The organism is Amycolatopsis sulphurea (genome assembly GCF_002564045.1).
GTDB lineage: Bacteria > Actinomycetota > Actinomycetes > Mycobacteriales > Pseudonocardiaceae > Amycolatopsis > Amycolatopsis sulphurea.
In genome coordinates this window covers 2,120,453-2,143,041 of the sequence record NZ_PDJK01000002.1, presented here as the reverse complement: position 1 = coordinate 2,143,041, position 22,589 = coordinate 2,120,453, and the positions used below count along the sequence as shown (strand labels likewise).

Here is a 22,589-nt window from a genome sequence, read left to right as displayed (position 1 = left end):
GGTTCAGCCGGCCGGCAGGGTCGCCGCGACCTGCGCCCGGATCTGTTCGATCCGCGAGCGCAGTGCCGCCGGGTCCCGGTCCAGCGGGGCCGACACACCGACGCCGACCGCGACCGATCCGGACGTGTACCAGTACGCGGTGACCTTCCCGGACGGGCTGCTGCCGGTGTAGACGAGGTCGGTGGCCGCGGGCCCGAGCGGGCTGCTGTCGAACCCGCCGGTGACCAGGTTCTGCCGCAGCCCCTTCACCAGCTGTGCGGCCTGCGCTGGGGAAGCGGAGGGCACCGCGATCAGCAACGTGCCGCCGGGGTCGCCGGCGTAGGAGTGGTAGACCAGCTCGTCCGCACCGGACGCGCGCATCAGGTCCGCGTCGGCCTGCGACACGGCCTTGACCTGCACGGCCTTGGCCAGCGCCATCGTCGAATTGTCCTGGCTCGGGGTACCGGGCAGCTTCGGCAGCTTGTCCTCGAGCGCGGCAGGCTGATGCGAGCTCGGCACCGGCGGCGGCGACACGTGATCGGCAGTGTCCGGCGAGTCGGACTTGCTGCCGAAGTACCAGATGCCGCCCACGATCAACGCGAGCACGACCAGCACCCCGACCGACAGGAACAACCAGCTCGGCCGCGCCTTCTTCGGCCGGGGATCCTCCTCCCACAACCGCCGCAACTCCGGCTGCCCGCCCACCGCGTCGAACTTGTCGGTCGGCTTCACGTCGGCCGGGCTGGGGGCAGTGGTCGTCGGTTCGGCACCGGTCTCGGTGCCCGGTTTCCACGCTCGGCCCCGCGTTTTCCTGCTTCCGGTCTCGGCGGTCTGAACGGCCTGCGGCTGATCCGGCTGGCCGGGCTGATCCGGCAGCTCCGGCTGCTCGGCTTGATCCGGCTTACCCTCGTGGTCCTGTTGACCGGCTTGGGTTTGCTGACTGGCTTGGTCTTGGTGACCCGGCCGTCCGGCTTGGCCTTGCTGGGTCGGCTGACCGGGTTGGCCCTGCTGACCGCCTTGGCCCGATTGGATCGGCTGGCCGCCTAGGCCGCCCTGGCCTGGCATGCCTGCCGGAACGCCCTGACCTTGCGGACCGGCCAGACCTTGCGGGCCTGGCTGTCCGTACTGACCGAGCTGGTTCGCCGCGGCCTGCCCCGGCTCACCCGGCTGCGGCATCGCGGGATTGGCACTGGACCAGCCGGCCGTCCCCGCCGCATGCCACTGCACCGGCGGCGTGCCCTGCCAGGTCCCCCTGCTCGGATACCCGCCCGGACCACTGGCCGCCAACGGCCCGCTCGACGCCCCACCGAGACCACTCGCCGGGGGCTCCGCCGCACTTCCGCTGCCGGACCCCGTGAACGCGCTCGCCGCGCCACCGGCGACCGGACCGTTGCCCGCGAGGTTGCCCGGATTGCTGATGGATTCGGTGACGGTCGGCTCGGCGAAGCTGCTGTCCGCGGCGCCACCCACACTGCTGGCCGCGGTACCTGCAGCCGCGCCCGCTGCACCGACCGCGGGGCTCTCCGGACTGCCGGACGTTGGCCCGCCTGCAGCCGGGTTGCCCGCCGCGCCGGCGGTTGGGCTGCTTGCGGAACCGGCGGCGTCCGGGCTCGACGAGCTACCTGCCGCCGCAGCTGAACCGCCTGTCGAATCGATGGCGTGGGTGCTCGCCGCGCCGCCCGCACCAGCGGCCGAAATACCTGCGGAATCGACGGCCTGCGTGACCTCCGGATCACCAGCCGCGGTCTTGCCGGAACCACCCGCGGTGTCGCCGGAATTCGTGACCGGCCCGCTCGCGGGGGTGCGCGCGCCACTACCCCCCGGCCCGGAGGGGCTGGTCGTGGTGCCCACCGAACTAGGGGCCGGACCGGCCAGGCTCGCAGAGCCACTAGCTGAGCCACTCGCGGATTCATCAGCAGCCGGGTTCCCCGAGCCGCTGCCTGCAGAATCACCGCCCACCGCGCTCGCCGAGTCACCACCTGCCGACGGCGTGGCAGCTCCGCCCCCGTGCGAACCGGTCTTCGCTGAGGGCCGCCCCGGGATGCTCTCCGTCGGCTCCGAAGCACTGGAAGTGTCCGGGTTCCAGGCCGGGCTCGGCTGTGGAGTCGAGCCGCCGCCCCACGGCGTGCCCGACACGGAGCCGGTGCCCGGCGCCCACGCGGCACCGGACGCGGTCGAAGTGTCCGGCGCCCATGGCGAACCAGGTGCGGCGGGGCCGGTGCCGGGGGACCAGGGCGCGCCCGCCACCGATGCAGGTCCCCCGGTCGAGCGCTGTGGAGACGCCACGGGCGAGGGACCGGCACCTCCGGACGCCTCCGCGAGCAGATCGTCGCGGCGGTGTCGGTGTTCGGCGTGCCCGATGCGTCCTGCGGCCAGATCGGCATCCAGTCGCCGGAGCTCTTCCTGCCAGCTCATCACGCAACCCCCTGTCACCGGTTCGGGCGATAGTGTTCCACGTGCCCGGACCTGGGCAGGTTCCGGTCCGCTCATTCGAACGGCGCGATCATTTCGCGCCGACCCGCGTGCCGTCCAGGGTGGGCGTTGCGTCCGTAGGATCGAGGTATGTCCTCCGCGCGCGGTGAACTGATCGCCCTGGCCGTGGACCGGCTGGCCGGCCTCGACGTCCCGTCCGGCGAGCTGGTGGCGGCCGGAGTGCGCGCGGTGGTCGAAGGTCTCGACTCGCCGTCGCTGCCCGAACTGGCCGGGAGTGACCATCGGGACGCCGCCACGCTCTTCACCCGCGTCGTCGACGAGCTGGACCTGGAGCTGCCGGCCGACGCGGAGACCGCGCGCTGGCAGCTGCTCGGCGAATGCCTCGGCAGCATGGTCCGCGGCGACGTGTCGTTCGGCGAATCGACTGCGGCGTTCCATGATCTGGATCACCGCCTCGGCCGTCCGGAGGTGCTGACCGAACTCCGTCACTGGATCGCGATGCTCACCGTCTGGATTCCGACGGACGTCACGCCGGTCAGCTTCTGCGAGGAGCAGATCCGCCAGCAGGCCCGGCAGCTGCTCGCCGGATCGTGGCCGCCCATCACCCGTTAAGCGGCAAAAACTGTCGTACATATGTTCTAAAATTGGCCGTGTTCTGGGGAAACATCAGGTGTCCCATGACCGGAAGGCGGCCCGTCCATGTCCTCACCCACGCCGGCCTACGTCACGCTGCCCACGTTCGTCGGCTACAGCGCCAGCAGCGGCCCGTCGCGGTCGTCGTTCGTCCGGCGGCAGCGCCGGCAGTACGAAGACCCGGCGCGCGCGGCGTTCAACTACTACCGCCGGGCGGCCAACGCGGTGCGCGCCGGGCGGGCCACGGGCCAGGACGGGGTGGCCATGCGTTCGCTGGTCGACCACGCCGAAGAACGCACCCGCCCGCATTACGCCGCGATCGCCGGCGGCTGGCTGCGTTACCTTGGCCGGCGGACTCCTGAGCTGCTCGAAGTCGGACGTACCCGGTACTCGCTGGGTGAGCTGGAGGTGGGCATCAGCCCGCAGCTGGGGCTGCGCAAGGCCGACGGCCGGAGGTTCGCGACCTGGCTGTACTTCAAGGAGGAGCCGTTGCGCCGGGACACCGCGCAGCTCGCATTGTGGCTGCTCACCGAGGGAATGCCGGAGCTGCTGCCGGGCGGCGAGGCGCTGGTGGTCGACGTGCGCCGGGCGAAGGAATTCACGTTGCCGGCCAGCGCCCCGCAGCGGTTGCGGCCGTGGGCGTTCAGCGAGGCGTCCGCGTTCCTCACCCTCTGGTACGCGGCGTGAGGGCGCAGACCAGCGATTTCACCCGGTCGAGTGGCGGAACTACTGCGGCCCGGACGTGGACTGGACAATCCGGTCCCCGGAAACGAAGCTTTGCGCAGTTTCGAGCCCGGCGGATGACTTCGAGGTCGACAAGTGGACGCTGCTGCAGCCTGGGAACCGCTCTCCCGAGTGGTCGACGAACCTGCTTGGTACTGGGTTCACGAGAAGCTCGGCTTCTGGCCGAGCACCTTCGCGCACGACTGGCCGGGGTTTCGCGAGCCCGCGCCGTCGGCCACCTGGGATCTGTCCACCGGGGAGTACCTCCGGGATTCCGCGGAGTTCCGCCTCGGCCCGTATGCGGTCGAGGAGCACGACGTCGCGCGGATCGTGCTGGCCGCGCTGAAGGAGACCGTCGCACCGGACGAGTGGCTGTGGGTGCTGCACTGGCAGCATCAGTCGTTCAAGTTCTGGCCGCACCGGATGTCCAGCAACGACGCGTGGCCGGTGCCGGTGTTCCCCCGCGGCGACTACCACCTGTTCCTCGCCGGGGATTTCCGGTACGGCACGCTCGGTCACCCGTGGGAGCGCACGCTCTGCGTGTTCGGCGCCGAACTCCTGCCCGCCGTGGAGAAACACGGCGAAGGGGTGCTCAGCACGGTGCTCCGGCGCGACGGCAGGCCGTCGGCGCTGACCCGCTGATCTTGGCGCTGCTACCGTTTCCAGCGTGTTCGAATACCACGGCTGGGTGACCATCGCCGCCACCGCGAGCGGCGACGACGACGCGGCGCTCTTGGAGCGTCTCGTGGACCGCGTGCACCGCACCCTCCGCGATGCCGGCACGCTCGATCTCGTCGACCTCCGGTGGAGTTCCGGGCTGCCGATGCTGCATCTCGGTGGTCTGGACAAGCACGGCGGCGCGATTTCGCCGGAGTTGCTGGAGACCTTCGCGAGGGTCGGGGAGCTGGCCCCCGGCTCGTACGGCCTGCTGCACGTGTGGGACGACCAGGATCCCGAGTGCGACAACGAGTTCCGGGTCTTCCGGATGGCCCGCGGCCAGGTCAGCGAGCAACGCGACCCGCATTTGACGCCCGTCGCGCCGACCGTGCTGGATTCCTACGAGCTGTGAGCGAATGCCGTTGCCCGCCGGGGGCCTCCGGCGGGCAACGCGTCGCCCAGCGCGACCGCGGTCAGCCCCGTCGCATACACAGCCCCACGCCGTCGCCCCACCAGGCACCCCGACGCCCATCCCCGCCCGGACTCTTACCGTCTCCCCACACCAGACCCGGTCCATCCCACCTTCATCCCAAGATCTGGTCCGCCACCCCGCCCACGTTCCAAGACTCGCTCCGCCACCTCGACAGCGTGCCAAGACTCGCTCCGCCACCTCGACAGCGCGTCAAGACTCGCTCCGCCAGCCCACCGGCACTCCAAGACCGACGCCGCCATGTCACCGGCATACCAAGACCTGCACAGCCAACTCACCCGGCGCTCCAAGACCCACCCGGCCCACTCACCATTTTCGGGATTCCGCTCCGCTGCATCCCTACGCACCCACCGCCCCGCAGGGGCTCCGGGGGCTCGGCCCCCGGGCAAAATGGCGAAGGGTCACCGGTCCACGCTCCCCGTGGACACAGTGACCCCAACCCTGAGCGGATGACGGGATTCGAACCCGCGACCCTCACCTTGGCAAGGTGATGCGCTACCAACTGCGCTACATCCGCGTTAACCATGCGGTGCTCGGTGTTGTACACACTCTATACCGGGCGATGGCGGACACTTTCGGGGCCCCCGGGCGACGGGCCGACCTGCTGTGACGGGGGTGCGCCGTTGTCACGTCGGGCGTACAAGGGGTGACGGGGGGCTGCTCTCTCCGTATGGTGTCCCCATTCGACCGAATGGTGAGTCCTTCGGGGAGGAGGTGTCTTGCCGGATGACCGAGCTGGGCACGGCGCCGCCACCAGCGGCCTCGGAATCCGATGAACAGGCACTCCTGAAGCGGCTCCGCGAGGGCGAGGACGCGGCGTTCGGGGAGCTGTTCGAACTCCATTCCGGGGCGGTACGAAGACTTGCCGCGAGTCTGGCGACGGATCGGTCCGAAGCCGAGGACATCACCGCGGAGACATTTTTCCGGGTGCTGCAGGCGTTGCGCCGCGGTGCCGGGCCGCGCAACTATCTTCGCGCGTATCTGCTGACCGTTGCCCGCCGGGTGTCGTGGGAGTGGCACGGGGCGCGTCGTGATGTGCCGGTCACCGATGACGAGCTGACATTTCGCGCCGGTGCGAGCGCGGACACGCATGCGCATGCCGCCGAGCGGACCTTGATCACCACGGCGTTCACCAGCCTGCCCGAGCGGTGGCGCACGGTGTTGTGGCAGACCGAGGTGGAGGGTGAGCAGCCCGCCATGGTCGCGCCGAGTTTCGGGCTTTCCGCCAATGCCACCGCCGCGTTGGCGCGGCGGGCGCGGCAGGGGCTGCGCGCGGCGTACCTGCAGGCGCACCTTTCGGTGAGCCGCGGGCCGGAGACCTGCCGTGCGGTGGTGGAGAAGCTGGGCGGGTTCACCGCCGGCAGCGTGACCGGCGCCGAGGCCGGGCGGATCAAGGCGCACCTGCTGGGCTGCGCGTCGTGCCGGGCGACGCAGGACGAATTGCGTGACGTGTGCTCGACGCTGCGGGCGCACGCAGAGGTGCTGGTAGTCGCGATGCCCGCGCTGATCGGTATCGGCAAGGCCGGCGGCGGGGTCGTGGCCACGGTGAAGAGCCTGGTGCTCGGCTCGAAGATGAAGGTCGGGATGGCGCTGGCGTCGACTGTCGCGGCGGGCGCGGCCGGTGTCACTGCCGGGCCGTTGGTGTTCGGGTCCCGTCCGGTGGAGCACATCGGCCTCGGCGGCGGGGCGCCGGAGCTGGCGCTGCAACCGCCGTCGCCGCAGCTGTCCCCGCAGGTCAGGCAGGGGCCACGGACCGTCACGGGGATGCTGCACGGCGCGGCTCGCGAGATGGGTCCGAAGCGGGAGCCCGAGGGCGCGCACCTCGGTGCGAACGAGGTGCCGAGCCTGCCCGCACCGTTGACCTCGGTGCCCGCTGCGCCGTCCTCGTCGGTGCCCGAACCGGCACCGCGGGACGATCTGCCGGGCAGTTCGGCGAAGTCCGCCCCGCCCACCCAGAAGACGTCGACTGAGTCGCGATCGGACACCAATCCGTCGGGTTCGGTCACCACCGACAGCGTCCCGTCGATCGAATCGACTCAGCCCGTCCCCGGGCACACCGGCACCACGAAGTCCTCCCCGCCGCCGAGCTCGAATTACGTACCGTCGCCGGAGTCGTACCTGTCGCCCTCGGTGACCAGCACGCCGACCGGTCCGGAGGCCGCGTTGTCGTCGCCCGGTGCCCGGAAAGACGTCACCGATTCGGCCGATTCCGTTCCGCGCGTGAAGCCCTGAACAGCCAAAACCGGACGAAGCGGTGAACACGTTGCGTGAGCACCTCGCGCGGTACCGTGCGGGCACGGTAGCGTTGACCGAGCTTCAGCGTCGCCCGGGAGGCAACTGATGAACCGGCTGGTACGCGGCGAGGACGGCCGCGACTGGGTGGTCCGTGCCCAGATGGAATGGCGTGCCCCCGCCACCGCGGACGATTTCGAGCACGATGTGGCGGGCAGCTACGGTCCGGGGATCGCGATGATCGCGGTCACCTCGGTGCTCGCGGTGTCGCTGGTGGCGTGGACCCCGGATCAGGTGCGCGTGCCTGCCTGGGTGTACCTGGCGATCGTGCTGGTGATGCTGTTCTTCCCGTTGCGCTGGATCCTGCGCCGGCCGTGGACGGTGGTCGCGGAGACCGAGGGCGATGCGGCGGGCGAGCGGCCCTCGGAGCGCTGGGTGGGCACGATCCGTGGGATGTTCACGGTGTCCGGCGAGGTCAAGCGGATCTCCAAGACGATCCAGAAGCATTCGCTGCCGGACTTCGACGGGCCACTGCATCCGGTCGAATAGGCCTGGCCGGAACGCTCCCGGCGAGCGAGACTGGGGGCATGCCCGAGTTGCCCGAGGTCGAAGCGCTGGCCCACCACCTGCGGGAGAACGCGGTGGGCAGCACCGTGTTCCGGCTCGACGTGGCGTCGCTGAGCGTGCTGAAGACCGCGGATCCGCCCTACACCGCGTTGCACGGCCGTGAGATCACCGGCGCCACCCGGCACGGTAAACATCTGGACGTGGTGCTCGGCGAGCTGCATCTGGTGGTGCACCTGGCGCGGGCGGGCTGGCTGCGCTGGTCGGATGCGCTGGCCCCGGCCCCGTTGAAGCCGGGGAAGGGCCCGATCTCGTTGCGGGTGCACCTGGAGTCGGCGTCCGGGCCGGGTTTCGACCTGACCGAGGCGGGCACGAAGAAGGGCCTTGCGGTGTGGGTCGTGCCCGATCCGTCGGCCGTGGCGAGTGTGGCCCGGCTGGGCCCGGATGCGCTGGCCGTGGACGCGCCGCAGCTGCGCGACCTGTTCGCGGGCAAGGGCACCCGGCTGAAGTGGGCGCTGACCGACCAGACCCTGATCGCCGGCATCGGCAACGCGTATTCCGACGAGATCATGCATCGCGCGAAACTCTCCCCGTACGCGACGGTCGGCAAACTGGACGAAGCCGCCCTGGAGGTGCTGGCCGAGGCGATCCACGAAATCGAATCGGACGCCGTCGCACGCTCGGTAGGCCAGAAGGCCGCCCGGCTCAAGGGCGAAAAGCGATCCGGCCTCCGGGTGCACGCCCGAACCGGCCTGCCCTGCCCGGTATGCGGCGACACCATCCGGGAGATCTCCTTCGCGGACAAGTCCTTCCAGTACTGCCCGACCTGCCAGACCAGCGGCAAACCGCTGGCGGACCGGCGAATGTCCCGCCTTCTGAAGTAGCCCGGTCGAGGTGGGCCTGGGGTGAAGTGGCCCAGTCGAGGCGGTTCCGGTGAAGTGGCTCCGGTTAAGCGGGCCAGTTGAGGCGGCCCAGCTGAGGTGGCCCAGCTCAGGCGGTTCCGGTGAAGTTGTCCGGGCGATGGGAGCTGCAGCGCTGCCTACTCCGCACCCGCCAACGCACGACATCGTCACCAATGCACGACATCGTCACCAACGCATGGCATCGCACGAAACGACGGACCTTCACCACATGCGCGCAGCATGCCCATGGAGCTTTCGCGTCGCCGCGAGCGCGATACATCCAACATCCGCCAGCAAAATCCCCATGGCCACCACATTGACACCCGCGCATGCCTCCAACATCCGCATGTCCACATCATCTGACGCCATCAGGCACGCCGATATCCACTCCAACACCCCAAGAGCACGCCCCTCGCACCACCACGCACTGCGCACCACCACGCACTGCACAACCACATACGGCACGCCACCGCCCGTTGAGCACCACGACGCACGGCGCGCCACCACGCAAAGCACGCCACGACGTGCGGCACGCCACGACGCACGGCACGCCATGACGTGCGGCATACCAACCCGTGCGCACCCCCCGCACCGCACGTCACCACGCGCGGCACACCACAAGCCGTTGCGCAGCACCCAGCCGCACCCGCCTCGCGCCACTCAACCCGCTTCGCGACACCGCAACCCCTCGTCCGCAGTAACCGAGTCGTGAAGGTCCCCCTCATTACTTACGGACAGTCGTCGGCATGGGGACCGGGCCCCGTCTGGCGGTGACCCAGAGCCAGGTCAGTCACCCAGCCGGTGCAAGGTCCTTAGGCTAACCGGGAGTGACGGTAGGGTTTGTCCACGCTCGGTCGTCGCGCCTGGACAGCACCCGGGCAGAAAGTGGGAAGCAAACCTTGCACCCGGTCGGTCGAGCGCAGAGCATGGACGGCGTGTCCGCTTTCCCCCTCGCGCAGGTCGTGCCCTGGGCACTGGTCGGCATCCTGGTGATCGTGGTGCTGGCCCTCGTCTTCAAGGCGCGCCGGCCCAAGGGGGTCATCCAGGACGCGGTACTGCAGGCCGTGCACCGGATGTCCAAGGCGACGTCGAACCTGCGGGCCGGGCTCGAAGAGGACGCGGCCAACCGGATGACCGCCGAGCTGCTGGAGGTGCTCGATTGTCTCGCCGTCGGGATCACCGACAGTGAGGGCACGCTGCTGTCCTGGGCGGGCGAGGCGACCGACCACTACCTCGACCTCGTGGAGGACGTCGGCACGGCGCTGCGCAAGCACCGCCGGGCCGTTGCCGATCACAACAAGATGCCGTGCAACCACCGCGGCACCTGCAAGATGAAAACCGCCGCGATCGTGCCGATTCTCGTCGAGGGCGAGGCGGAGGCGACGCTGATCGTGGTCGGCCGCACGCGCGACAAGCTGGTGCAGATGGCCGAAGCGGTCGGCCAGTTCGTCTGCACGCAGTTCGAGCTCGCGCGGCTGGAGGAATCGCGAAACCAGTTGCAGCAGGCGGAGATCAAGGCGTTGCGCGCGCAGATCTCACCTCACTTCGTCTACAACGCATTGAACACGATCTCCGCGCTCATTCGCACCGATCCCGAAGAGGCCCGCGAGCTGCTGCAGGACTTCGCCGATTTCACCCGCTACTCGTTCCGCAGCTCCGGCATGTACACCACGCTCGCGGAGGAGCTGCGCAACATCGACCGCTACCTGACCATCGAGAACGCCCGGTTCGGCGGCCGGCTCGAGGTGCGGATGAAGATCGCGCCCGAGGTGCTCAGCGTCGTGGTGCCGTTCCTGATCATCCAGCCGCTGGTGGAGAACGCGGTCAAGCACGGGCTGGCCAGCAAGCCCAGCGGCGGATGCGTCACGGTGATCGCCGAGGACCGCGGCCAGGAGGCGGTGCTCAGCGTCGAGGACGACGGCATCGGCATGGACCCGCGGCAGCTGACCGACCTGAAGAACGCGCACCGCACCGGTGCGCACGTCGGTCTCGGCAACATCAACCAGCGCATGCGCCAGGTGTTCGGCGAGGACTACGCGCTCACCGTGGACACCGCGCCCGGCGCCGGGATGAAGGTGACCCTGCGCGTGCCGAAGTTCAAGCTCGGGGTGCGGCCGAACATGCCGGACTACTCCGCGGACGTGCCGCCGCAGCCTGCGCCGCAACCTCAGCCGCCGGCGGAGGAGGAGCACGACTCCGTGCACGGCTCGCGTTCGGGCATGCTGCCCACCCACTGAACTGGTTAGCCTTGGCAGATGAGCGTTGCCGACAAACTGACCGCCCGCCTGCCCGTGCTCGGTGATCGCGGCGAGCGCAAGGACGTGGTCGCCGTGGTGAAGCTGCACGGCGTGATCACCCCGACGCCGTCGCCACTGGCCCGCGGCTCGATCAACCTGGCCGGGCTCGAATCGGCGCTCACCCGCGCGTTCGGCCACGAGCGGCTCAAGGCGGTCGCCCTGCAGATCAACTCGCCGGGTGGCGCGCCGACCCAGTCCGGCCTGGTCGCCGAACGGATCCGCGGGCTGGCCGACGAGAAGAACGTGCCGGTGCTCGCCTTCGCCGAGGATCTCGCGGCGTCCGGCGGGTACTGGCTGGCCTGCGCGGCCGACGAGATCTTCGCGCACCGCACGTCCATGGTCGGCTCGATCGGCGTGATCAGCGGCGGGTTCGGGTTCACCGGGCTGCTGGAGCGGTTCGGCATCGAGCGCAGGCTGCACACCGCGGGCGCGAACAAGTCCCGGCTCGACCCGTTCAGCCCGGAGAAGCCCGAAGACGTCGAGTGGCTGAAGAAAATGCACGGCCAGCTGCACGAACTCTTCGTCGCTTGGGTCCGGGAGCGCCGCGGCGACCGGCTCACAGACTCCGAAGACCTGTTCACCGGCGACGTCTGGCTCGGGCAGAAGGCCCTCGACCTCGGGCTGATCGACGGACTGGGCTCGCTGCGGCAGATTATCGAGCAGCGGTACCCGGACGCGGAGATCGCCGTGGCCGAGCCCAAGAAACCACTGCTCGCCCGGCTCGGGCTGGGCGCTCCGGTGGCGGCGAGTGCGGTGCTCGACGCGGTGAGCACCAAGGCGGCGTGGTCGCGGTACGGCCTGTAGAGCCGGTCGGGGGCTGGACATTGCACCCGGCGATCGGCAGGATGCAATTCACTGTGAGTGCTCACGAAGACACCCGGCAGCTCATCGTCCTCGCTGTGGACGATGAGCTGAAAGGGCTGGACGAATTGACCCACGGCCTGCAGAACAACCCGCATGTGCACCGGGTGTTCAGCGCCTCTGACGCCTCCGACGCGCTGCGGTTGTTCTCACATGACGATCCGGAGCTGGTCGCTCGCCGGGCCCGTGGGCTGCCGACCGTCGACGCGGTCTTCGCGGACATCGACATGCCCGGGTTGTCCGGGATGGAGATGTCGCGGGTGATCGCCGCGATGAACCCGTCACCGATCCTGGTCTTCGTCACCGGGCACTCGAAGGAGGCGGTGAACGCCTTCGATCTCGGCGCGGTCGACTATGTGCTCAAGCCGTTCCAGCAGGACCGGCTCGACCGGTCGGTGTCGCGGGTGCGCGAGAAGCTTGCCGCGGCCGCCGGTGCACCGGCCCCGGGCGCGGGCGCCGAGCCGGTGAAGAACGACGACGAGGTGATCCCGGTCGAGCTGGCCGGCACCACGAAGCTGATCCCGCGCTCCTCGGTGCGCTGGGTCGAGGCGCAGGGCGACTACGCCCGGCTGTTCACCACCGAGGGCAGCCACCTGGTCCGCATCCCGCTCGCCCAGCTGGAAGAACGCTGGGAGAAAGCCGGTTTCGTGCGGATCCACCGGTCCTTCCTGGTCGCGCTGCCGCTGATCACCGAGCTGCGGATGGGCCAGGGCGGCTATCAGGTGGTGATCGGCAACGAGGAGAAGGTGCTGCCGGTCAGCAGACGGCACACCCGTGCGCTGAAGGACCGTCTGGTCGGCAACGGGCGGGGCGGCTAGCACGTGGTGACCTCCTCCGAAGATCCCTACCACCGCCTGGCGAACGGCGTCCGCAAACCGGATCCGACGCTGGGCACGCGCCAGGAGGAGCGGGCGATCGTGGAGCCGGTGCCGCCGGCCCCGGAGCCGTTGCGGGCGGGGGCACCGGCGCATGTGCGGCCCAAACGGGAGCGGGTGGTGCTCGCCGATGCCCGGCAGGTCCCGGGCCGGATGCGGGGCCGGATCGAGCTGGAGGAGCAGACCAGCTGGGGAAAACGGCTGGTCGGTGATCTGGTCAAGGCCCAGCTGCGGACCTCGGTGCTGCTGGCGGTGCTGGTGGTCGGGGTGCTCGGCACGCTGCCGGTGCTGTTCTTCCTGCTGCCCGGCTTTGCCCGGTTCACCGTGATCGGTATCCCGGTTCCGTGGATCGTGCTGGGGCTGCTGCCGTTTCCGTTCCTCTTCACCGTCGGCCTCTGGTACAACCGGCTGGCCGAAGGGCACGAACGGGATTTCGTGGACATGATCGAGAACTGAGGCCCACCCGCGAAAAGTCCCCGGTGGCGGGGCATTGCCGAACCGGGTACTCGTGCGAGGATTCCAGCCGTGGAGCTGAACCCGTGGGCGGTGGCCGGCATCGTGCTGGTCGCCTTGGTGACCTACTACCTCGGGCACCACTCGTCGCGTTCGGCCACCAGCACGCACGATTTCCTGGTCGCCCGGCGCACGGTGCGGTCGCGCCGAAATGCCGCCGCCATCTCCGGTGAGTACCTGTCCGCGGCATCTTTCCTCGGCGTCGCGGGCATCGTGCTCAAGGACGGGGCGGACGCCATCTGGTATCCGATCGGGTTCACCGCCGGCTATCTCGCGCTGATGCTGTTCGTCGCCGCGCCGCTGCGCCGGTCCGGCGCCTACACCCTGCCGGACTTCGTGGAGATGCGGCTCGGTTCGCTCGGCCTGCGCCGTTTCGCGACGGCGTTCGCGGTGTTCATCGGCATCCTCTACATGGTGCCCCAGCTGCGGGGCGCCGGGCTCACCCTCGGCGAGATCGTGCCGGGAGCACCTGCCTGGGTCGGCGCAGTCGTGGTGACGGTGCTCGTCGGGGCGAACGTGATGTTCGGGGGGATGCGGGCGATCACCCTGGTGCAGGCATTCCAGTACTGGCTCAAGCTGTTCGCGATCGCAGTGCCGACTTTCGTGCTGTGCATGGTCTTCTTCGCCGGCGGCGGCCCTGCCGGGGTGCGTTCGCTCGGCGCACCCGCGCCGCCGGTCTTCCCGAAGGACACCACCGTCTCGGTCAAGACGAACGTGACGGTGAAGGTCAACACCGGGACCTACTTCTACGCCTACGGCGAGATCGACGACGGCCCGGCGCGCGGGGCGGCGCATTGGTCACCGGCCGTGCCGCACAAGGTCGCCTCGGGCACCACGCTGAAATTCGCCGCGGGCACGCCGGTGCCGGTGGTGAGTGACGTACCAGCGACGAACGACACCTGGCTACATCCGGCATCTGGCAAGATCACTGACCTGCTGCAGACGTATTCGCTCATCTTCGCGCTGTTCCTCGGCACCATGGGCCTGCCGCACGTGCTCGTGCGCTTCTATACGAACCCGGACGGCAGGTCCGCGCGTCGCACCACTGTGCACGTGCTGTTGCTACTGGGCCTGTTCTACTTGTTCCCGACGATGCTCGGTGCGCTCGCCCGGATGTACGTGCCGCAACTACTGGTCACCGGCGATACGGACGCCGCGGTGCTGATGCTCCCGAGTGCACTGCTACCCGGGTTGCCGGGCCAACTCCTCGGCGCAATCGTGGCGGCCGGTGCGTTCGCGGCCTTCTTGTCGAGTTCTTCGGGCCTGCTGATGAGCGTGGCCGGGGTGGTGTTCACCGATCTGCTGCCGGGCCGGATCCGGGATTTCCGAGTGGCCACGGTGCTCGTCGCGCTCTGCCCGCTCGCGCTGACCTTCCTGGTACGTACCGAGGATCTCTCGCTCTCGATCGGGATTACGTTCGCGCTGGCCGCCTCGACGTTCAGCCCGTTGCTGCTGCTGGGCATCTGGTGGCGCAAACTCAGCTGGCCGGGCGCGCTGGCCGGGATGATCGCCGGCGGTGGTTCGGTGCTCGCCGCGCTGATCTACGACACCGTGTGCGGATACACCGGGACGGTGCCGCCGTGGTGGACCGTGCAGCCCGCGCTGATCTCGGTGCCCGCCGCTTTCCTGGTGACCTATGTGGTGAGCAGACTGACCCGGTCCGGACGGCCGGAGCTGGTGAACGACATCATGCTGCGGCTGCACGCACCTGATCCGCTCGGTCTGGTGCAGGACCGGGTGGTCGCGCGGTTCGGGCAGGTGGACGACAAAGCCCGCACCGGCCGGGGACGGCACCGCAAGGCGTAGCGCTTCACCCGCCGCTAAGCCGTGAAGGGGCCCTTCACGGATTCAGAGTCCGTGAAGGGCCCCTTCACGGCCTTCCGGCTAGATACGCGTGTCGGAGGTTGGACGCGCCGGCCGGATAGCTGTCGCGGAGCACGAGCGTTAGCGTTCCTCACACGCGCACAACGTCACGACATGGGAGCATGGAACTGTGGTGAGCCCCGCCGAACTGCCGACCTCCGAGGTCCGCGACCTGCCCAAAGACGGCCTGGTCCTGCTCGACGTCCGCGAGGACGACGAATGGGCCGCCGGGCACGCCCCGGCCGCGTTGCACATCCCGCTCGGCGAACTCCCGTCCCGGGTGGGCGAGCTGGACAAGCTGCCCGAGGACCAGCCGGTGTACGTCATCTGCCGCAGTGGGGGCCGCTCGGCCCGCGCCGCGGCCTGGCTGAACGCCACTGGCTGGGACGCGGTCAACGTCGCCGGTGGCATGGGTGCCTGGGCCCGGGAAGGCCGTCACATGGTGGCCGAAAACCCCGATGCGACCCCCGAGGTCCTCTGACGGATGTCCTCGCCCGACCCGCCGCCCCTTGAGCCCGGCAGAGCCCCCGACCCCGCCAACGGCGAGGCCGACGGGCCGCTGAGCCCAGGTAACGGCGAGGCCGCGGGGCCGCTGAGCCCAGGTGTCGACGGTGCCGATCGTTCGCCGGGTGATCCGGCGTCCGGCGGCCCGTCCGCAGGTTGGCCGGACCCCGCCCACCCCGGTTCGCCGGGGCAGGCAGCTCCACAAGCCGCCTACGCTGGGCGAGAAGATCACGTGACCACTGCACGTGCGCCGATAACTGGGATGACGCCGTCATTCACCGAGTCACCTGGCTATCCGCACCCGTTCACGGCCGCGCCGCGGGGCGACGTCTACCGCTCCGCCGCCCCGCAGACGTCGCAGCGTCGGACGGCGGCCCGGTTGCGCTGGGTCGCCTCGCCGCCGCCAGGAGCGGTTCGGTTGCGCCGCGCGGTGCCCGTCACGCCGTACGCCGGCCCGCCGTCGTACCCGACGACGCCGCGCTGGGGATTCCCGAATCTTGTGTGGCGCCGCCCGACCACCGTGCCAGGGACGGCTTCCGGCAGGGTCCGGCCGATCGAGCGCATCCCGGTCCTCGCGCAGAGCCTCGTCACGATCCTCTGGACGTTCGCGGCCCTCGCGGTGATCGCTGCCGGGGCCGAGATCTGGCGTTATGTGCTCCTTGTGCAGAGCCGGAACTCCGCGCTGAACACGGACGTGGTCGCCTTCTCCGACGCGTTCGTCGTCACGGCGGGCCTGCTCACCACGATCATGTCGCTGCTGCCCGCGGGGCTGTCGGTCTGGTGGCTGCTGGTCGCCCGGCAAGCCGCCGACCAGGCCGACGAGCGTCCGGCCCGTCCGGTTTGGCAGGTGCTCGTCGGGATACTGGTGCCGCTCGCGAATCTGCCGCTCGCGCTGTCGGTGGTCGGCGAATTGGAGCACAGCGTCCTGCGCCGCCCTCGCGACGAGCGTCCGAAGCCGAGCCGGCTGGTGCTGGTGTGGTGGGCCGCGTGGCTGGTGAACTGGGTCCTGCTCGCCGCGACGATCATCTGGCGTACCCACTCCGGTGTCCAGGCGATGGCCGACAGCGTGGTCCTGGTCGCGCTGACCGATCTGGCTGCGGCCGGCCTGGCGATCGCCACGGCCATGGTCATCCGCCGGTTTTCCCGCCTGCTGATCCCGATCGCCACGGACCGGCTGCGTGAGATGCGCGTCCTCAAGGTCGACGGGGCACCCGAGCCGCAGCTGCGCACCGCACGTCCGGTGGGTGCTGCGCGCTGAAGCCGCTCCGTCAGACGGTCACGGGCAGTGTCCGCAAGCCTCGGATGACGAATTCCGGTCGCCGTTGCGGCGTCGCGGCCAGGCGAAGTCCGGGCAACCGGGTGGTCAGCGCGGTGAGCGCCGCGGCGATCTCGACCCTGGCCAGCGGCGCGCCGACGCAGTAGTGAATTCCCATGCCGAAGCCGAGGTGCGCGTTCGGCGACCGGCCGATGTCCAGCCTGTCCGGCTCATCGAACACCTTCGGATCCCGCGCCGCGGCGCCGAGCAGCGCGCCGATCTTCTCGCCCTTGGCCACCCGGAAACCGGCGATCTCCACGTCGTCGGTCGCGGTGCGCTCGAACAGCTGGAGCGGCGAGTCGAAGCGAATCAGCTCCTCCACGGCCGAGTCGAGCAGCGTGGGTGCGGACTTCAGCCGCTCCCACTGGTCACGGTAAGTGAGCAAAGCCGTCACGCCGTTGCCGATCACGTTGACGGTCGCCTCGTGGCCCGCCATCAGCAGCAGGACCGCCGTGGCGACCACCTCGTCCGCGCTCAGCTCGCTGGCCGTCAGATCCCGCACGATGCCGCCAGGTCCGTTGCGCACGACGTCACGCAGGTAGTCGACGAATTCGGCGGCGGCCTGCTCGGCCTCGTCGCGCCCGGACTCCGGGAGGCCGTACTCGTACATCTTCACGATCGCGTTACTTAAAACCACTACACGGTGGCCGTCCTGCTCAGGGATGCCGAGCAGGGCGGCCATCACGGCGACCGGAAGCGGCTGCGCGAGGTGTTCGAGTAGGTCGGCCTCGCCATCCGCGGCGATCTTGTCGGCAAGCTTCCCGACCATGTTCTCGGCGAGCTGCTCGACCATCGGTCGCAGCCGCTCGACATGGCTGCGGCCGAACGCCGAAGAGATCGCACGCCGGAGGCGCGTGTGCGTCGGCGGCTCGTTCTCAAGTAGAGAGTTCCGGTGCAGGAGGTTGAACGACGCGAACCGCTCAAGGGGTTGGGCGTCAGTCCATATGCGGCCGAGTCCTCGGTGCCTGAGCACGGCCGAGCACGCGGCGTGTGACACCGCGATGGCCATACCTAGCCCTTCGTGCCAGTGAACCTCGCCGCGCTCGCGGAGATCGGCGAAGTACGGATACGGGTTCGCGAGGAAGGCCGAATCGGCGGGGTCAAACACCCGCCGACTGTAGTTCCGTTGGGCCGTAGCATGTCGTCATGTGGCGACCGAAGCGGATGGGCAAGAGCTGACACGCTGGAAGATCCACGGCGAGCGATTCGTCGACGACACGCGTCGCGACCGAGTGAGCATCGCATCGGTCGAGCTGCCAGACGGCGTGAAGTTCGAGCAATGGGTGTTCCGTATCCGCCCCGCTGCGATGATGGCCGTACTTGACGATCAAGATCGGGTGCTCATGCTGTGGCGGCACCGGTTCATCATCGACCGGTGGGTGTGGGAGCTGCCCGGCGGTTACGTCAACCCGGACGAAGACCCTGCGGTTACCGCGGCGCGTGAGGTCGAGGAAGAGACCGGCTGGCGCCCGCTCGACGTCGAACCGCTCGGTTCGTTGCAACCCATCGTCGGCAGTGCAGACGCCGAGAACCGGCTGTACGTGGCTCGACGGTCCGAGTACATCGGCGAGCCTGCAGATATCAACGAGGCCGAGCGGGTCGCGTGGATTCCTCTCGACACGGTCCGGGAGCGGATCTTGAAGGGCGAGATTGTCGGTGCAGCATCGCAGGTCGCGCTACTGCACATCCTCGCCTTCTACCGCTGAGTCCTACGTCGGTGTAGGAGCGCCAACGGCTTTCATCAACGGCGACTCGTTCGGCTTGCTTGGCTGGCCTGCGCCGCAACGACCGATGCTGGTCTGACCGGCTGCTCAGCGCAGCGAGCCCCAGAACTTCTGATCCGCCCTGGTCGACACGGCGTCGTTCAGGTTGAGCGTCAACGGCAACGGTGCGACCTGCCCGGACCGGTACACGCTGTACGGGCCGTAGTACTGCCGCCGAGGCCGCGTGCGAAACCGTGATCGCCAGGTTCAGGCCTGAGTGGTGGTGTACGTCTGATTCCGCACGCAACGCGGCGAAGGCGGGGTACGGGTCGGCTAGGAACGCCGGATCGCAGGGGTCGAACACTGGCCGACTCTAACCCGCGCGCCTCCGTACGCGGCCGCTTCGATAGCGTCGGGCGTCGAAGCTTGGAGGAGGCTGAAGTGGGTAAGGGCGCGCGTAAGAAGGGTCCTAAGCAGGACCGCAAGCCGAAGGTGCGCGACGTCTTCGTCGGCCAGCCCTTCGAAGGCCTGGTGGCGGAACCGGAGCTGATCGCGCTCCGCGAGTTCGTCCCGTCGGCCACGGCGAAGCTGACCCTCGCCGACGGCGGCGACGTCACCCTCGGCACGGTGCTGCCCATGGCCGCGGCGGCGTTCGTCCGGTCCGATGGGGAGCGTTACCTGGGGCTTCAGGTGCAGACTCGTTCGTCGGACATCAGCCGGGACCTCGGCCGTGCGCTGCGCTGGCTGCAGGACGCCGAGCCGGGCGCGGTGCTGTCCGTCCCGGACACGACGACGCCGACCGACCCCGACGAGCGCAGCCGGCTTCAGGACCTGCTCACGCCCAGCGCTGAGCTGGAAGTGGCCCTGCACACCGACTTCGGCTGGTGGCTCCCGGACGACGCGGACGCCGGCGGCGACGTCGCGGTCTCCCTCGAACGCGCCAACGCGGCGATCATGCCGACCGAACGGCTCGGCGCCGGCGCCTACTGGGTGCTCGCCGGGGAGAAGGCGCACCTGCGCTGGGTCCGGCCCGAACCGGAGAACCTGCTGCTGCAAGCGCTTGCGCGCCTGTCCGCAGCCGGCACGCTCGGCCTCGGCGAGGGCACCCGCTACGCCGGTTCGTTCCGTGCGCACGGCCTACTGGTCCCGGTCTGGGACCTCGACCCCGAAGCCCACGCACGCGAGTGGGCAGAGCCGAAGGACCAGCTCGGCGCCCGCCTCGAAGAGGCCCTCAAGTCGCTCGACGCCGAACCGCTGAACGCCACCGAACGCCGGGCCCGCGACGGGTTGATCGGGCGGCAGCTCACCATCCGCTGACCCCCGGCGGCGAGGCCGGCCAGGCGCTTGCCGCCGGCGAGGTTCGCCGCTGGCGGCGTGCGCCGCTGGCGGCGGTGGTCGTCGGGGGTGGCCGACAAGCGCCCCGGGGTCGGGGTGGAGCCGGGGTCCGGCTGGTCCGTGAAGGGACCCTTCACGGACGCTGAGTCCAGGGTTCCGACAAAGTTGGCCGAGGACCCGTGATCAGCAGACAGAGCCGTGGCTGCCCGACCGGTTTCGGGTCCGTGAGGGTGCCCCTGACGGACTCAGAGTCTGTGAAGGGGCCCTTCACAGCCTTTACGCCCGAAGTGATCGATGCGGGCAACGCGATGCGACGATCAGTTCGTGATCCTCCACATCTGCAGCCGGGACGAATGGGCGGCGGTTCCCGCCGGCGGCGAATATCGCGCGCCGTCCCTTGATGACGTCGGGTTCATCCACTGTTCGGACCCGGGCACCGCTGTTCTGCCCGCCAACCGGCTCTACCGGGATCGCACCGATCTCGTGCTCCTCGAAATCGATCCAGCGCTGGTACCTGCACCGGTCCGCTGGGAGGACGGCGCCCCGCCGCACCCCGACGGAATCTGGTTTCCGCACATTTACGGACCCGTGCCGCGAAACGCTGTGGTCGCGGTCCACGATTTCCCAACTGAGCCGAACGGTTTGCGGAAGCTGCCCGCGTCGCTTTCGCTGCGCTGAGAGTCATCTCCGATGCGCGGAAAGTAATACGCGGGTGTGGACAACCTGCGGGGGCGCCCATGCGTGCTGAGGATGACGGGGAACCGCCGTCCGGCAAGGCCATCCGGGGAGGGGGCGATACGGTGACGGCAGCCGCATCGCTCGTCGCGGGTGATGGCCAGGTGTGGACGGAGCGCGAGGTCGACGGGGCGCGGCAGGCCGACTTCGCCGACTTCGTGCGGGCCGCGCTGCCCGGCCTGCTCCGGTACGGCCACGCGCTCACCGGCAATCCGCACGACGCCGCGGACCTCGTCCAGACCGTGCTCGAAAAGATCGGCACCCGCTGGGCCAGCTTCTCCCAGAAGACCGGCGATCCGATCGCCTACGTGCGGCGGTCCATGGCGAACGCGCACGTCAGCCGGTGGAGACGGACGCGGCGGGAAAGTCTCGTCGCGGATCCGCCGGAGACCAGCCCGTGCGCGCCGAAGGATCCCTTCGAGCACGAGCCGTTGTGGCAGGCGCTGCGGGATCTGCCGCCACGGCAACGCACGGTGCTGGTGCTGCGCTACTACGAGGGACTGTCCGAAGTGGAGATTGCCGAGGCGCTGGGCATCAGCCAGGGGACGGTGAAAAGCCAGGCGAGCAAGGCGATCGCGTCGTTGCGGGGGAAGCTGGGGCACCAGGAAGGGAGCGAGACGGGGTGACCGGACCCGAAGACGAGCTGGACCAGCGGCTGCGCACCCTCTTCGCCGACGAACGCCTCGCCGTCGAACCGGCCGATGACGCCACGTCGGTGATCGTGGCGGGTGTTGCCCGTCGCCGTCGTCACCGGCGGATGCTGAACGCGGCCGCGGGCGTGGTGTGCGTGCTCACGATCGGTGCCGGTGGCCTGGTCGCGTTCCAGCTGCGCGCGCATGACACCGGTGTCGCGGTGTCCGCCCCGCCGGCGGCGGCCAGCGGCGCGTCTGCGGCACCGACTTCATCGTCGCCGCCCCCGTCGACCACGTCGAAGGAGCCCGAACCGTCGTCGTCGGCGGTAGCGGTGCCACCTCCGTCAGCCGAGATGCACTCTTCGCTCGAACCGCCGAAGCCCGGGACGTCGAAGCCCTCGCCCGGCCGAACGACCGTCCCGACGTTGTCCGGCGCGTTGGTGACAGCCAGCGGTCTCGGCGCTGTGCAACTGGGGATGAGCGAGCAACAGCTGGCGGACAAGGGCATCACCCTCACGCAGGTGAAGGAATCCTCGGGCTGCAAGTACTACGACGTCACCGGCGCAGGTGTTCCCGCGGCGACCGCGGTGGTGTCCTCAGGTAAAGGCGTGGTCGCGGTGAAGCCGGTCGGCGCTGCGCACACTCCGGAAGGCGTCGGCGACGGTTCGACGAAGGGCGACGTCGCCGCCGCGTATCCCGGCACGTCGGAAGCCTCGGGCGCCCTGGTCTCTCCGGCCGGCGATCAAGGCACCTACCGGTTCACCCTCAGCTCGAACGGGGCGGTGCAAAGCGTCGAGGTCCGTACGGCGACGCAGTCCTGCCTGAACTGACCCCTGACCTGATCACCTGGCGTTACCATCTGGCGTGATCATCCGCCGTGTGGCCACCTGGCGTGACCACACGGTGCGATCACCTAGTCCGAGCAGCTGGTGCGACCCCGGCGCGCTCATCTGGTTTGAGCATCCAGCGTGACCCGGGTGCGCTCATCTGGTTTGAGCATCCAGCGTGACCCGGGTGCGCTCATCTGGTTTGAGCATCCGGTGTGACCCCGGGTGCGATCATCCGGTTTGAGCATCCGGTGTGACCCCGGGTGCGATCATCCGGTTTGAACATCCAGCGTGACCCCTGGTGCGACCACCTGGTTTGAGCATCCAGTGTGAACCCCGGTGCGATCATCCGGTCTGAACATCCGGCGTGGTCACCTGGCCTGAACACCCGATGTGGCCACCTGGCGTGGCCATCCCGTGCTGGGGATGGTCAGCCGGTTCGCCCCGGCCATCCCCAGAATCGCAGTGCGGCATCCACAGGTGGGCAAATCCCGTAATGACAAGAGCCCGGGTTGT

21 protein-coding genes, 1 tRNA gene and 1 pseudogene are annotated in these 22,589 nt (G+C 69.5%); 19 read left to right on the top strand and 4 right to left on the bottom strand.

What is annotated here, in order from left to right:
* Positions 1 to 3 precede the first annotated feature (3 nt).
* On the bottom strand, positions 4 to 1,830 hold the full coding sequence (locus tag ATK36_RS16095) for a hypothetical protein (RefSeq protein WP_170069632.1): 1,827 nt from the start codon (positions 1,828 to 1,830) through the stop codon (positions 4 to 6).
* Positions 1,831 to 2,541: 711 nt separating this feature from the next.
* On the opposite strand from ATK36_RS16095, the gene ATK36_RS16090 reads away from it, so the two are divergent.
* From ATK36_RS16090 to ATK36_RS16075, 4 genes are all read left to right on the top strand, one after another.
* On the top strand, positions 2,542 to 3,024 hold the full coding sequence (locus tag ATK36_RS16090; protein WP_098512292.1) for a hypothetical protein: 483 nt from the start codon (positions 2,542 to 2,544) through the stop codon (positions 3,022 to 3,024).
* 87 nt (positions 3,025 to 3,111) lie between these two features.
* Positions 3,112 to 3,732, top strand: coding sequence for a hypothetical protein (locus ATK36_RS16085; protein WP_098512291.1), 621 nt, complete (start codon positions 3,112 to 3,114; stop codon positions 3,730 to 3,732).
* 168 nt (positions 3,733 to 3,900) lie between these two features.
* Entirely contained in the window at positions 3,901 to 4,410 is a 510-nt protein-coding gene (locus tag ATK36_RS16080; protein WP_211292034.1) for a DUF2716 domain-containing protein, read from the top strand.
* 25 nt (positions 4,411 to 4,435) lie between these two features.
* Positions 4,436 to 4,837: an immunity 7 family protein gene (locus ATK36_RS16075; RefSeq protein WP_098512288.1), complete on the top strand. Its 402-nt coding sequence runs from the start codon at positions 4,436 to 4,438 to the stop codon at positions 4,835 to 4,837.
* Between the two features lie 522 nt (positions 4,838 to 5,359).
* Here the strand turns inward: ATK36_RS16075 and ATK36_RS16070 are convergent.
* A tRNA-Gly gene (locus ATK36_RS16070) sits at positions 5,360 to 5,432 on the bottom strand.
* 209 nt (positions 5,433 to 5,641) lie between these two features.
* Here ATK36_RS16070 and ATK36_RS16065 point away from each other — a divergent pair.
* The 10 genes from ATK36_RS16065 (at position 5,642) to ATK36_RS16015 (ending at position 16,784) form a co-directional block, all read left to right on the top strand.
* The gene (locus ATK36_RS16065; RefSeq protein WP_098512287.1) at positions 5,642 to 7,147 is read left to right on the top strand and encodes a sigma-70 family RNA polymerase sigma factor; all 1,506 of its coding nucleotides are present in this window, start codon (positions 5,642 to 5,644) and stop codon (positions 7,145 to 7,147) included.
* Positions 7,148 to 7,255: 108 nt separating this feature from the next.
* The gene (locus ATK36_RS16060; RefSeq protein WP_098512286.1) at positions 7,256 to 7,696 is read left to right on the top strand and encodes a DUF983 domain-containing protein; all 441 of its coding nucleotides are present in this window, start codon (positions 7,256 to 7,258) and stop codon (positions 7,694 to 7,696) included.
* Between the two features lie 38 nt (positions 7,697 to 7,734).
* A complete protein-coding gene (locus ATK36_RS16055; RefSeq protein ID WP_098512285.1) occupies positions 7,735 to 8,595 on the top strand; it encodes an Fpg/Nei family DNA glycosylase in 861 nt (286 codons plus the stop codon).
* Positions 8,596 to 9,539: 944 nt separating this feature from the next.
* The gene (locus tag ATK36_RS16045; RefSeq protein WP_098512283.1) at positions 9,540 to 10,850 is read left to right on the top strand and encodes a sensor histidine kinase; all 1,311 of its coding nucleotides are present in this window, start codon (positions 9,540 to 9,542) and stop codon (positions 10,848 to 10,850) included.
* Between the two features lie 18 nt (positions 10,851 to 10,868).
* Positions 10,869 to 11,714 carry a S49 family peptidase gene (locus tag ATK36_RS16040; RefSeq protein ID WP_098512282.1) on the top strand — a complete coding sequence of 282 codons (846 nt, stop codon included), beginning with the start codon at positions 10,869 to 10,871 and terminating at the stop codon, positions 11,712 to 11,714.
* A gap of 41 nt (positions 11,715 to 11,755) precedes the next feature.
* A complete protein-coding gene (locus tag ATK36_RS16035) occupies positions 11,756 to 12,589 on the top strand; it encodes a LytR/AlgR family response regulator transcription factor (protein WP_170069761.1) in 834 nt (277 codons plus the stop codon).
* Positions 12,590 to 12,592: 3 nt separating this feature from the next.
* Positions 12,593 to 13,102, top strand: a complete 510-nt coding sequence (locus ATK36_RS16030) for a hypothetical protein (protein WP_425427389.1) — start codon at positions 12,593 to 12,595, stop codon at positions 13,100 to 13,102.
* A gap of 69 nt (positions 13,103 to 13,171) precedes the next feature.
* Entirely contained in the window at positions 13,172 to 14,965 is a 1,794-nt protein-coding gene (locus ATK36_RS16025) for a sodium/solute symporter (protein ID WP_098512281.1), read from the top strand.
* Positions 14,966 to 15,152: 187 nt separating this feature from the next.
* On the top strand, positions 15,153 to 15,503 hold the full coding sequence (locus tag ATK36_RS16020) for a rhodanese-like domain-containing protein (protein WP_098512280.1): 351 nt from the start codon (positions 15,153 to 15,155) through the stop codon (positions 15,501 to 15,503).
* A gap of 285 nt (positions 15,504 to 15,788) precedes the next feature.
* Positions 15,789 to 16,784 carry a DUF4328 domain-containing protein gene (locus ATK36_RS16015; RefSeq protein WP_098512278.1) on the top strand — a complete coding sequence of 332 codons (996 nt, stop codon included), beginning with the start codon at positions 15,789 to 15,791 and terminating at the stop codon, positions 16,782 to 16,784.
* A 10-nt stretch (positions 16,785 to 16,794) separates the two neighbouring features.
* Here ATK36_RS16015 and ATK36_RS16010 read toward each other — a convergent pair whose 3' ends face one another.
* Positions 16,795 to 17,949 carry a cytochrome P450 gene (locus tag ATK36_RS16010; protein ID WP_098512277.1) on the bottom strand — a complete coding sequence of 385 codons (1,155 nt, stop codon included), beginning with the start codon at positions 17,947 to 17,949 and terminating at the stop codon, positions 16,795 to 16,797.
* A 40-nt stretch (positions 17,950 to 17,989) separates the two neighbouring features.
* Here ATK36_RS16010 and ATK36_RS16005 point away from each other — a divergent pair, with 40 nt between their 5' ends.
* Positions 17,990 to 18,547, top strand: a complete 558-nt coding sequence (locus ATK36_RS16005; protein WP_098512275.1) for an NUDIX hydrolase — start codon at positions 17,990 to 17,992, stop codon at positions 18,545 to 18,547.
* 217 nt (positions 18,548 to 18,764) lie between these two features.
* Here the strand turns inward: ATK36_RS16005 and ATK36_RS33580 are convergent.
* Positions 18,765 to 18,908 (bottom strand): annotated as a pseudogene (locus ATK36_RS33580) (cytochrome P450); the annotation flags it as partial.
* Between the two features lie 77 nt (positions 18,909 to 18,985).
* On the opposite strand from ATK36_RS33580, the gene ATK36_RS15995 reads away from it, so the two are divergent.
* The 4 genes from ATK36_RS15995 (at position 18,986) to ATK36_RS15980 (ending at position 22,076) form a co-directional block, all read left to right on the top strand.
* Positions 18,986 to 19,861 (top strand): DUF5926 family protein, encoded by an 876-nt coding sequence (locus ATK36_RS15995; RefSeq protein WP_098512274.1) that lies wholly within the window; start codon positions 18,986 to 18,988, stop codon positions 19,859 to 19,861.
* Positions 19,862 to 20,203: 342 nt separating this feature from the next.
* Positions 20,204 to 20,557 (top strand): DUF952 domain-containing protein, encoded by a 354-nt coding sequence (locus tag ATK36_RS15990; protein WP_098514925.1) that lies wholly within the window; start codon positions 20,204 to 20,206, stop codon positions 20,555 to 20,557.
* A 122-nt stretch (positions 20,558 to 20,679) separates the two neighbouring features.
* Positions 20,680 to 21,240, top strand: coding sequence for a SigE family RNA polymerase sigma factor (locus ATK36_RS15985; protein ID WP_245914793.1), 561 nt, complete (start codon positions 20,680 to 20,682; stop codon positions 21,238 to 21,240).
* Complete coding sequence (locus ATK36_RS15980) at positions 21,237 to 22,076, top strand: hypothetical protein (RefSeq protein ID WP_098512271.1); 840 nt, start codon at positions 21,237 to 21,239, stop codon at positions 22,074 to 22,076. The genes ATK36_RS15985 and ATK36_RS15980 overlap by 4 nt, the downstream gene beginning before the upstream one ends.
* The last annotated feature ends 513 nt before the right edge of the window (positions 22,077 to 22,589 follow it).